At 45.5% G+C, this 11,250-nt stretch carries 9 protein-coding genes; 6 read left to right on the forward strand and 3 right to left on the reverse strand.

Annotated elements, in window-relative coordinates:
- Positions 1-87: 87 nt before the first annotated feature.
- Both srmB and ACED25_RS10890 read right to left on the reverse strand, forming a co-directional pair.
- Complete coding sequence (gene srmB / locus ACED25_RS10885; RefSeq protein ID WP_065605376.1) at positions 88-1,353, reverse strand: ATP-dependent RNA helicase SrmB; 1,266 nt, start codon at positions 1,351-1,353, stop codon at positions 88-90.
- A 107-nt stretch (positions 1,354-1,460) separates the two neighbouring features.
- Positions 1,461-2,189, reverse strand: a complete 729-nt coding sequence (locus ACED25_RS10890) for a tRNA1(Val) (adenine(37)-N6)-methyltransferase (RefSeq protein WP_371695253.1) — start codon at positions 2,187-2,189, stop codon at positions 1,461-1,463.
- Between the two features lie 314 nt (positions 2,190-2,503).
- Here ACED25_RS10890 and brnQ point away from each other — a divergent pair, with 314 nt between their 5' ends.
- The gene (gene brnQ / locus ACED25_RS10895; RefSeq protein ID WP_371695254.1) at positions 2,504-3,817 is read left to right on the forward strand and encodes a branched-chain amino acid transport system II carrier protein; all 1,314 of its coding nucleotides are present in this window, start codon (positions 2,504-2,506) and stop codon (positions 3,815-3,817) included.
- 154 nt (positions 3,818-3,971) lie between these two features.
- Here the strand turns inward: brnQ and fldB are convergent, their stop codons facing one another.
- Entirely contained in the window at positions 3,972-4,493 is a 522-nt protein-coding gene (gene fldB / locus ACED25_RS10900; protein WP_371695255.1) for a flavodoxin FldB, read from the reverse strand.
- 150 nt (positions 4,494-4,643) lie between these two features.
- Between fldB and xerD the strand changes: the two genes are divergently transcribed.
- The 5 genes from xerD (at position 4,644) to lysS (ending at position 11,161) form a co-directional block, all read left to right on the forward strand.
- The gene (gene xerD, locus ACED25_RS10905) at positions 4,644-5,558 is read left to right on the forward strand and encodes a site-specific tyrosine recombinase XerD (RefSeq protein ID WP_004735009.1); all 915 of its coding nucleotides are present in this window, start codon (positions 4,644-4,646) and stop codon (positions 5,556-5,558) included.
- Positions 5,559-5,584: 26 nt separating this feature from the next.
- The gene (locus ACED25_RS10910; RefSeq protein WP_371695257.1) at positions 5,585-6,364 is read left to right on the forward strand and encodes a thioredoxin fold domain-containing protein; all 780 of its coding nucleotides are present in this window, start codon (positions 5,585-5,587) and stop codon (positions 6,362-6,364) included.
- A 79-nt stretch (positions 6,365-6,443) separates the two neighbouring features.
- On the forward strand, positions 6,444-8,180 hold the full coding sequence (gene recJ, locus ACED25_RS10915; protein WP_012603262.1) for a single-stranded-DNA-specific exonuclease RecJ: 1,737 nt from the start codon (positions 6,444-6,446) through the stop codon (positions 8,178-8,180).
- A 251-nt stretch (positions 8,181-8,431) separates the two neighbouring features.
- Positions 8,432-9,530, forward strand: a protein-coding gene (gene prfB / locus ACED25_RS10920) for a peptide chain release factor 2 (protein WP_100208942.1) whose coding sequence is annotated in 2 segments (ribosomal slippage) — positions 8,432-8,506 and positions 8,508-9,530 — 1,098 coding nt in all. Because the reading frame shifts where the segments join, the coding sequence is not laid out codon by codon here.
- Between the two features lie 98 nt (positions 9,531-9,628).
- A complete protein-coding gene (gene lysS / locus ACED25_RS10925) occupies positions 9,629-11,161 on the forward strand; it encodes a lysine--tRNA ligase (protein ID WP_012603264.1) in 1,533 nt (510 codons plus the stop codon).
- The last annotated feature ends 89 nt before the right edge of the window (positions 11,162-11,250 follow it).

Below are 11,250 nucleotides of genomic sequence, written 5' to 3' on the forward strand. Positions count from 1 at the left end.
AGCCAGACAATAATAAACTAGACAAAGAAAAGCCCCATGTAGATAACTGCATGGGGCTTTTTATTGAATCATTGAAAGGCGGTTAGATTACTTGTTCTTAACGGCTTTCTTTTTCTTAGCGATTTTCTTTTTCTTAGCAATTTTTTGCTTCGCGACCGCTTTCTTGTCTTCTTTCTTCGGTTTCTTCTTCTTCGTTACCGCGGCTTTCTTATGCGTTGGGCGCATGCCTTCGATGAAGCGTTCTTTGATCGCATCTTCAGTGTAACGAGCCACACGTTCAATCATTAGCTGATCGTGCGCTTCAATGATAGAAACCGCGTTACCTTTTTTACCTGCACGAGCCGTACGGCCGATGCGGTGTAGGTAGACATCTGCTGTACGCGGCATGTCGTAGTTAATAACGTGGCTCACATCTGGAAGATCGATACCACGAGCTGCGACGTCAGTTGCCAGCAGTACGTTGATAGAACCATCGCGGAAACGAGAAATCGCGTTGTTACGACGATCTTGAGGCATTTCACCTTGAATCCACACACATGGAATCTGTGCACTTTCTAGTTGAGCTCGTAGCTCACCTAGGCGATCACGCGTCTTCAAGAAGATGATGCTGCGTTCAGCTTGCTCTGTGATGATATGTTTTAGGATATTAAGCTTGTGCTTAGCTGAATCGGCGCGGTGATACCATTGAGTGATCTTCTTACGTTCACGCAGTGATGATTTAGCATCGATCTCTGCTGGGTTTTTCAGTAGATCTTCAGTGAAACCTTCAATGCCTTTACCTTCTAGTGTTGCTGAGAAAAGTAAAGTTTGTTTACGCCAGCGACACTCTGCAGACAGACGGTCAACAACAGGGCCAAAGCCCATGTCTAGCATACGGTCTGCTTCATCCAGAACTAACCATTCAATCGCACGACAGTCAAAACGCTCACCTTCAATGTATTCCATCAGACGACCGGGTGTTGCCACCACGATATCTTGGGTTGTACTTAAGATGTCAGCGTGCTCTTGGTACATCACACCGCCCGTGATCGTAAAGATGTTCAGGCTGGTGTATTTAGCAAGCTCACGTGCTTGTTCGGTGATCTGCATTGCTAGTTCACGCGTTGGCGTTAGGATAAGCATACGTGCAGGGCCAGATTTCTTACGTGGGAAATCCAGTAGGTATTGCAGTGCTGGCAATACAAATGATGCTGTTTTACCAGTACCTGTTGGCGCAGAAGCCAAAACGTCTCTTCCATCTAACGCTTGTGGGATTGCTTCAGCTTGTACCTGTGTTGGGCGTTCGTAGCCCATTTCGTCAATTGCTTTAAGCAGCTCTTGGTTTAGATCGAGTTCTGCAAAGGTTCTGATCACTGTTGTTTCTCCACAAGCAATAAATGTTTCTGCCTCAAAAAGCAGACGATAAAAAAGAGTAGTCGGACATTATAGAAGCATTAGTGATTAGGATCACATGGTATTTGCTACATCTTGAGATAAAAATCTTTAGTAAGGGCAGTAAATGCCTCGCTATAACCGCCATCGTGATGGATCGTAAGCGATTCACGCTGCAAATCTTGCTCACAAACAGGATCTTTAGACAATTCAAACAGGACTCGAATTGCCGGTTTTCTGTCTGTTGTTTTCACATCAAGGCGCTTTGCTAGGTACCAACCACATTGTTGGGCAAGCTTGATGAAGCCTTCTCCCTCGGTCGTCGGCAGTATAAAACTGGCTGTGGCGGCATCCGTCGTTATCTCGAAACAACGCTGAGCAAGTTGAAGGTGATCCAAGCTGTTGGTGTGCCTCGCGGTGGCTCTTTGGCTTTGCTGTGCCTGCTCTCCAGAGTTGAAGTAGGGCGGATTACAAATTATTGCATCAAATCGTTGCGAGAAATCCGTGGTTAACACGCTGCCATGATGAAGGGAGATGCGATCTTGCCAAGGCGACTGCTCAATATTGACGGTTGCTGCATCAATGGCGTGCTGATCAATATCTATCGCAGAGATTGAAGCATCCTCAAAACGCTGCGCAGCCATTAAGGCCAACAGACCTGTTCCTGTTCCAATATCGAGTACACATGATCTTTGTGGCAGGCTTACCCACGCGCCAAGTAACACGCCATCGGTACTGACGGGCATGCCGCTTTGTCCTCCGTAAATCGAGAATTTTTTGAAATTGAAGCTTTTGGTTTCGGTTTTTTTGTCTTTCATGAATGTTCTGGATATCGATATATTTTAAGTGATTAGCTCTAATGTTAATTAATTGTATGGCTCAATGTTCTATTTGAGAATTCATTGTTGTTAATTATGGTTAGCTTATAATTATGGCAATATTTCCATATCCAGTGGAATCCACTGCTTATGGTTCTCAAATACAAATTTATATGGTGTTTTTTTGTGGTGACTTGCAGCTAGCCGAGTGTTTCGTCATTATGCGCGACTATTTTAAAGATTGATTGGCAGCTTCTCGCTGTAACATTCATGTAAGCACAACATAAACTCATAAATATAATTAAGGATTATCTGTGAAACAGAGTCTAAAACTAACAGATATAATGGCATTGGGCTTTATGCTTTTTGCGTTTTTCTTAGGTGCGGGTAACATCATCTTCCCACCTCTAGCTGGCCAATTAGCTGGTGATCACTTTCTTCCAGCGATGTCTGGTTTTCTGCTGACTGCCGTTGGTCTGCCGTTAATCACTATCGTTGCGGTCGCAGTGGCTGGTGGTTCATGGGGTCATCTAACCAAAGATCTTCCAAAGCGAGCTGCAACTATCATGGCTGTGCTGATCTTTATCATCATCGGTCCTGCATTTGCTGCGCCACGTACCGGCCTTGTTGCTTATGAGATGGCGGTGAAACCGTTCTTCATCGATGCCTCTCAAGCTCACCTCACTCTTTTTTCGATTGCATTTTTTGTGGTAGCGATGTTCTTCTCATGGTCGCAAGGTAAGCTTATCGACGTAATCGGCAAGGTACTGACACCTGCACTATTTGTTGGTTTGGTTGTACTGGCAGTTGCTGTGTTCGTTAACCCACAAGGCGACATTCTTGCGGCTCACGGTGAGTACATTACTCAGCCACTGACCAAAGGTTTCCTTGAAGGCTACAACACCATGGATACGTTTGCTTCATTGATGTTTGGTATGCTGATTGTTGATGCGATTCGCAGCAAGGGCATTACTGATCGTGCAGCGACGACTAAGTACCTAATCAGCGCAGGTTGTATTGCCGCGGCTGGTCTCGCGTTTGTTTACATCTCTTTGTTCTTCTTGGGCGCAACAAGCGCAACAGTCGCAGCGGGTGCGGACAATGGCGGTGCTATCTTAAGCCTTTACGTTCAATCGTTGTTTGGCCCATCAGGTCAGCTAGTGCTTTCAGTGATCGTATTACTGGCATGTCTAACAACGGCGATTGGCCTTGTTTCAGCATGTTCTGATTACTTCAGCTCGCTAACGCCTTTGTCTTACAAGACTTGGGTAATCATCAACGGTGTAGCTTGTGCAACCGTAGCAAATGTTGGCCTTTCTCAACTGATTTCTCTGTCTGTTCCAGTACTGTTTGCATTGTATCCAGTCGCTATCGCGTTGGTTGCTCTGACGTTCTTGCGTAGCCGTTTCCCTAATCCAAAAGCGGCTTACCGCGTAGTGGTATTGGTATCGTTGATGTTCGCTCTAATTGATGGCGCTAAAGTAGCAGGTGTCGATGTGTCTGCACTTAAGATGCTGCCATTGTTCGAGATTGGTATGGGTTGGTTGCTTCCAACTGCTGCAGCAATCATCTGCATGTTCTTTGTTGGTAAAGCAACAGAACAAGAGATGGCTGAAGAGACCGTTTAATCTTCCGTTGAGATTAGATTGTCCTTCGAGATGAAATAGAAAAGGCCTTATTACTTCGCAGTAATGAGGCCTTTTTGTATCTAATCGATGATGTTCTTTCTGCCTGAAGCTTTTAGTTCTTAGCCCTTAGTTCTTAGCTCTAAGGAAGCAGAACTTATAGCTTTTCGCTGTACTCGACGAGGACTTGTTCAACCCAAATTGCGATACGTTCGTCGCTGAGTTCGTACTGTGAATCTTCATCGAGAGCCAAACCAACAAACTGAGACTTGTCTTCTGTTAATGCTTTAGATGCTTCGAATTCGTAGCTGTCATCGTTTGGCCAGAAGCCGACAAACTCAGCGCCTGCGGTTTTCAGTTCATCATGCAATAGACCCATCGCATCTAAGAACCACTCACCGTAGCCTTCTTGATCACCTAGACCAAACAGAGCAACCACCTTACCTTTCATTGGCGTTGTTGCGATGTCTTCCCACAACTCATTCCAGTCTTCTTGAATTTCACCGAAATCCCACGTTGAGATACCAAGCAGTAAAAGGTCGTAGTCCGCCATAAAAGAAAGAGGGGTTTCTTTCACGTTGTGGATATCAACTAGGTCTTCACCAATAATGCCGCGAATTTTCTCTGCTGCCATTTCGGTATAGCAGGTGGTTGAGCCGTAAAATAATCCAATTTTCATAGCAAACGTTCGATTTTAATTTCAGATGGCGAATTCTAACCATAAATCGACTTCGATTGCAGCGATTATCCGCTCAAGTCGTAATTTTTATGGCATTCATATTTGCTCTGACATACTCTCAAAATAGTTTCCAATATTGTGAGTAACACTATGCAGTCGCCTCAAGGGCAGAGCGCAGACCACGGTCTCGTTGAGCAGTTTTTAGATGCTATGTGGATGGAGCGAGGGTTATCGGAGAATACGCTTGTCTCATATCGTACCGACTTGTCCAAGCTTCTAACGTGGATGGAAAAGAACAATTACCGCCTCGACTTTATTAGCCTTTCAGGGTTACAGGATTATCAAGGCTGGTTAGCCGACGCCGATTTTAAGCAGACTTCCCGTGCTCGCATGTTGTCGGCCATTCGTCGCTTGTTCCAATACTTGCACCGCGAGAAAGTGAGAGGCGATGACCCGAGTGCATTGTTGATCAGTCCTAAGCTGCCACAGCGCTTGCCAAAAGATTTGAGTGAAGAGCAAGTTAATGCGCTGCTAGAGGCTCCTGATCCTAATGACCCTATTGAACTTCGCGATAAAGCGATGCTTGAGTTATTATATGCAACTGGTCTTCGTGTTACCGAGTTAGTCAGTTTGACGATGGAAAATATCAGCCTAAGACAAGGCGTGGTGCGTGTTATTGGTAAAGGCGGTAAAGAGCGCTTGGTGCCAATGGGCGAAAATGCCGTGGACTGGATTGAGACTTTTATTGAGCAAGGTCGGCCACAACTGCTCGGCGAAAACAGTTCTGATGTGGTTTTTCCGAGTAAACGCGCCAAGCAAATGACCCGTCAGACGTTTTGGTATCGTATTAAGCATTACTCGGTTGTTGCTGGTATAGACACAGAGCTATTGTCACCACACGTGTTAAGACACGCTTTTGCGACTCATTTACTGAACTATGGCGCAGATCTCAGGGTCGTACAGATGTTGCTTGGGCATAGTGACTTATCGACAACCCAAATTTATACTCACGTGGCGACCGAAAGGCTGAAGCAAATTCACGCGCAGCATCACCCACGTGCTTAAATCCATTTATTTTTAAGGTGAACTTAATGAGCGTATTACGCCGTCTTCCTCTATTAGTGCTTCCTCTCATGATTACTGCATGTAATGCATCAGAAGCGAAAGTAGAACAAACATCAACAGCCGTAGAAGTTGCTCCAGCTCAAGTTATTGATACAGCAGCGTTAACTAAGCGTTTTGAAAAAATCGGTATCAAGGTAGAGAAGATCGTTCCTTCAGACATTGATGGCCTATTAGAGATTCAAACTAACAGTGGCATTATCTTTTCTTCTCCAGAGGGCGATCACTTTCTAGCCGGCACTCTTTACTCTCTGGATGATAACGGCAAATTCAGTGACGTTTTGGCTGAGCGTCAAGCTCCACTTAATGCTGAAAAGGTCGCGGCGATGTCGGATACGGTTATCGAATATAAAGCCGATAACGAAAAGTACGTTGTGACGGTATTTACTGACATTACTTGTGGCTACTGTGTTCGTCTGCACAGTCAAATGCAAGGCTACAACGATCTGGGTATCACCGTTCGTTACATGGCTTACCCACGCCAAGGTGCGACAGGGCAAGTTGCCGATCAAATGGCGGCAATCTGGGCGTCTGATGATCCAAAAACAGCTATGCATGATGCTAAAGTCAATCGTCAAATGCCAGCGTCTGGTAAAGACCTAGCAGAGCAAAAGCAGATCATTGCTAAACAATACCAACTCGGTCGTGAGCTTGGCATCAATGGCACTCCGGCTATCGTGCTAGCAAGTGGTGAGTTGGTGAGTGGTTACTTACCTCCGGCGCAACTTATTCAGCGTTTAGAGCAGTAATCTTCATTTTTTATTACCTATTATTCCCCCCTGTTTTTGATTTAAGGAGTGGCCTGATTGATATCAGGCCCATTTTTATATGATAGAGATCCAACGCCGTCCTGAGGTCGACACTTCAGTCTTACCTGCTCACTTACCTGACTTGTTAAAGCGCATTTATGTGAGTCGCGGAATCGACAGTGCTGACCAGCTAGAGACAGCTGCGAAAGGTTTGCACTCTTATCAAAAACTGGGCGGTATTGATGCTGCGGTTGAATTGTTGTTCAAAGCCATTCAGCAGCAAAAACGTATCATCATTGTGGGTGATTTTGATGCCGATGGTGCGACAAGTTCTGCATTGTCTGTGCTTGCCCTGCGTATGTTGGGAAGTTCCAACGTTGACTACCTTGTTCCAAACCGTTTTGAGGATGGTTATGGCTTGAGCCCTGAGGTTGTTGAACAAGCCATTGAACTTGGCGCTGAAGTGATCATGACAGTCGACAACGGTGTATCTTCAATTGACGGTGTTCGCTTTGCTAAAGAGAAAGGCCTTGATGTACTGGTTACTGATCATCACTTGCCTGGTTCTGAATTACCGATTGCAGATGCAATGGTCAATCCCAACCTAGAAAGCTGCGCATTTCCTTCAAAAGCGCTAGCTGGTGTGGGTGTCGCCTTTTACCTGATGATGGCATTGTGTGTTCATATGCGTAAGCTGGGCTGGTTTGCTCAACACGGCATGACAGAACCCAAGTTGATGGAACTGATTGACCTAGTGGCACTGGGTACTGTTGCGGATGTGGTACCACTTGATGAAAACAACCGAATTCTGGTCCACCAAGGGCTACAGCGCATTCGTGCGGGTAAAGCTCGTCCGGGTATTCAAGCCTTGATTGAAATTGCTAAGCGAGATGCTAAGCGTTTAGTTGCCTCCGATTTTGGTTTTGCGCTTGGTCCACGTATCAATGCGGCTGGCCGATTGGATGACATGTCTTTTGGTGTTGAGCTGCTAATGAGTAATAACATCCATGCCGCGCGTCGAATGGCCAGCGAGTTAGATGGCTTGAACCAAACACGTAAAGAGATCGAAGAGGGCATGAAACAAGAAGCGATGGCTTTTTGTGAGCGCCTTGAATTTGGTAAAGACGATTTGCCTTCTGGTTTGGCTCTGTTTCAACGTGATTGGCATCAAGGCGTAATTGGTATTTTAGCTTCGCGTATCAAAGACAAATATCACCGCCCAGTGATCGCATTTGCTGATGGTGGTGAAGGTAGCATTAAGGGTTCATGTCGTTCGATTCCAGGTTTGCACATGCGCGATGCGCTAGACAGAATCGACACTCAAAACCCTGGCCTGATCTTGAAGTTTGGTGGTCACGCAATGGCAGCCGGCTTAACCATTATGGAAAAAGACTTCGAGCGATTCAGCAAGATGTTTGATGACGTTGTGCGTAAAGAACTCGGTGAGACGGCACTTAAGGGCATTATCTTGTCTGATGGTGAGCTGTTACCTGAAGAGTTCTCCATGCATACCGCTGAAACATTGCGTTCAGGTGGTCCGTGGGGACAAGCTTTCCCTGAGCCCATCTTTGATGGTGAGTTTAAAGTTCTGCATCAAAAATTAGTGGGTGAAAAGCACCTAAAGTTAATGCTTGAGCCGTTGTATAAAGGCCACCCGACCAATGTGATGATTGATGGCATTGCCTTTAATGTTGACCTACGTCGCTGGCCTGATGCCTCAGTGAAAACGGTACATCTTGCGTTTAAGCTTGATATTAACGAGTTTCGTGGCAATCAATCGTTGCAGTTGATGATTGATCATATCGAAGCGAAATAGTTGAAGCCAAATAGCGTTATCGTTCACTGAATGAGGTTCATCACTTAGTGCCAAACCCAACAAGCTCTGTTCAAAAACAGGGCTTGCTTCCCTTCCTTTCCTTACAAATTTTACGTGTTTTTTCTGCCCGTCAATTTTATATCCGATTAAGTTATTGAATCTTGGTGTACCACTCTAAAAAATTCTGTATCTCCGTCACACTTTTGAGTACAATTCTCCGGTTAAATTCTACTCATAAATGATGAGCTAAAATGTTTGAAATCAATCCTATAAAAAACCGTCTGCAGGATGTGTCTGAGCGCACAAATATCCTGAGGGGGTATCTTTGACTATGACGCAAAGAAAGAGCGTCTAGAAGAAGTAAACGCAGAATTAGAACAACCGGATGTATGGAACGAACCTGAGCGTGCTCAAGCGCTAGGAAAAGAGCGTTCAGCATTGGAAGCAGTAGTAGAAACGATCGACCAACTTGACCAAGGTGTTGAGGATGTTGATGGCCTATTAGAGCTTGCGGTTGAAGAAGAAGATCAAGAAACGTTCGATGAAATTGAGCCAGAACTGGCCGAGCTTGAAGCTAAGTTAGAGAAGCTGGAATTCCGTCGTATGTTCTCTGGTGATCACGACGCATCAGATTGCTACATCGATTTACAGTCAGGTTCGGGCGGTACAGAAGCTCAAGACTGGACTTCAATGATGTTGCGTATGTACTTGCGTTGGGCAGATTCGAAAGGCTTCAAGACTGAAGTTATCGAAGTGTCTGATGGCGATGTTGCTGGCCTTAAAGGCGCAACGGTACGTATCTCTGGTGAGTACGCTTACGGTTGGTTACGCACAGAGACTGGTGTTCACCGTCTAGTTCGTAAGTCACCATTTGATTCAAGTGGTCGTCGTCATACTTCATTTGCTTCTGCGTTTATCTATCCTGAGATTGATGACAACATTACGATCGACATTAATCCTTCTGACCTACGTATTGACGTATACCGTGCCTCTGGCGCTGGTGGTCAGCACGTAAACACCACGGAATCGGCGGTACGTATTACTCACGTTCCAACTAACACCGTGGTTCAGTGTCAGAATGACCGTTCGCAGCATAAGAACAAAGATCAAGCGATGAAGCAGCTACGTGCTAAGCTTTTTGAACTTGAGATTCAAAAGCAAAATGCTGAAAAACAAGCGAGCGAAGAAACGAAATCAGACATCGGTTGGGGCAGTCAGATCCGCTCTTACGTGCTGGATGATTCACGTATCAAAGATTTACGCACCGGCATCGAAAACCGTAATACTCAAGCGGTTCTTGACGGTGACTTAGACAAGTTTATTGAAGCTAGCCTGAAATCAGGTCTGTAAGCTTTATCAACTATTAAGCTTTACCAATAATATTGGTAAAAATGCCTATATTTTCAAAAATATAGCTGTCCAAATTATAAAAGCAGGGTACATCTCAAATGACTGATGCTGTTCAAAACGAAAATACACAAGAAGCTTCTTCACCTGAAGAGAACAAACTAATCGCTGAGCGCCGTAGCAAGCTGGATCATATCCGCCAAAACTGCAAAGCTAACGGTCACCCAAATGATTTCCGTCGTGAGCACCTAGCTGGCGATCTTCAAGCGGAATTCGGTGAGAAGACTAAGGAAGAGCTAGAAGAGCTTAACCACATCGTTGCGATCGCAGGTCGTATTATGGCGAAGCGTGGTCCATTTCTAGCGATTCAAGAAACTTCTGGTCGTATCCAAGCGTACGCAGCGAAAGACGTTCAAAAAGTACTGAAAGAGAAGTACCAAGGCCTAGATATCGGCGACATCATCGGTGTTAAAGGTGCGCTTCACAAGTCTGGTAAAGGCGACCTTTACGTGAACATGGAAGAGTTTGAATTGCTAACTAAAGCACTTCGTCCTCTGCCAGAGAAGTTCCACGGTCTAACTGACCAAGAGATGCGCTACCGTCAGCGTTACGTTGATCTAATCGTGAACGAAGACTCTCGTAACACATTCATCGTGCGTTCTAAGCTTGTGTCTTCAATCCGTAACTTCATGAGCTCAAAAGGCTACCTAGAAGTTGAAACGCCAATGATGCACGTGATCCCAGGCGGTGCAACAGCACGTCCATTCATCACTCATCACAACGCACTAGACATCGACATGTACCTACGTGTTGCACCTGAGCTTTACCTTAAGCGTCTAGTAGTTGGTGGTTTTGACCGTGTATTCGAGATCAACCGTAACTTCCGTAACGAAGGTCTTTCTCCACGTCACAACCCAGAATTCACAATGATGGAATTCTACCAAGCGTACTCTGACTACAAAGATCTAATGGATCTAACGGAAGAGATGCTAAGCACAGCGGCGATGGACGTTCTTGGTTCTACTTCTATGCCTTACGGTGACGAAACAGTTGAGTTCGGTGGCACTTACGCTCGCATGAGCATGTTCGATGCAATCAAACACTACACACCTGAAAATGCAAACATTCAAGCTCTGACTGAAGATGATCTTCAGAACAGAGAATTGATGGTTAAAATTGCAGAAGAAGTGGGTCTTTACGTTGAGAAGTTCTGGACATGTGGTCAGCTTCTTGAAGAGATCTTTGGTGAAACGGCTGAGCCTCAGTTAATTCAACCAACGTTCATCACGGGTTACCCAGCGGACATCTCTCCACTGGCTCGTCGTAGCGACAGCAACCCATTCTTCACAGACCGCTTTGAGTTCTTCATCGGTGGCCGTGAAGTAGCGAACGGTTTCTCTGAGCTTAACGATGCACAAGACCAAGACGAGCGTTTCAAAGCACAAGTTAACGCAAAAGACGCGGGTGATGACGAAGCTATGTACTACGATGCGGACTACATTACTGCACTAGAGCACGGCCTACCGCCAACAGCGGGTCAAGGTATTGGTATCGATCGTCTAGCGATGCTATTTACTAACACGCACACAATCCGTGACGTGATCTTGTTCCCGGCAATGCGCCCACAAGCGTAATTTTCGCTTATGGGGTGTTACTGCCCGTGTAATTTAAAAGCCACCTTCGGGTGGCTTTTTCGGTTTTTAGCGTCAAAACCTAGCTCGTA

Source organism: Vibrio sp. 1F263 (assembly GCF_041439035.1).
Classification (GTDB): Bacteria; Pseudomonadota; Gammaproteobacteria; order Enterobacterales; family Vibrionaceae; genus Vibrio; species Vibrio tasmaniensis_A.

Bases quoted from the DNA above. Each gene is read 5' to 3' on its own strand.
- recJ (WP_012603262.1), top strand. From the start codon at position 6,444: ATGATAGAGATCCAACGCCGTCCTGAGGTCGACACTTCAGTCTTACCT.
- lysS (WP_012603264.1), top strand. From the start codon at position 9,629: ATGACTGATGCTGTTCAAAACGAAAATACACAAGAAGCTTCTTCACCT.
- ACED25_RS10910 (WP_371695257.1), top strand. From the start codon at position 5,585: ATGAGCGTATTACGCCGTCTTCCTCTATTAGTGCTTCCTCTCATGATT.
- ACED25_RS10890 (WP_371695253.1), bottom strand. From the start codon at position 2,189: ATGAAAGACAAAAAAACCGAAACCAAAAGCTTCAATTTCAAAAAATTC.
- xerD (WP_004735009.1), top strand. From the start codon at position 4,644: ATGCAGTCGCCTCAAGGGCAGAGCGCAGACCACGGTCTCGTTGAGCAG.
- fldB (WP_371695255.1), bottom strand. From the start codon at position 4,493: ATGAAAATTGGATTATTTTACGGCTCAACCACCTGCTATACCGAAATG.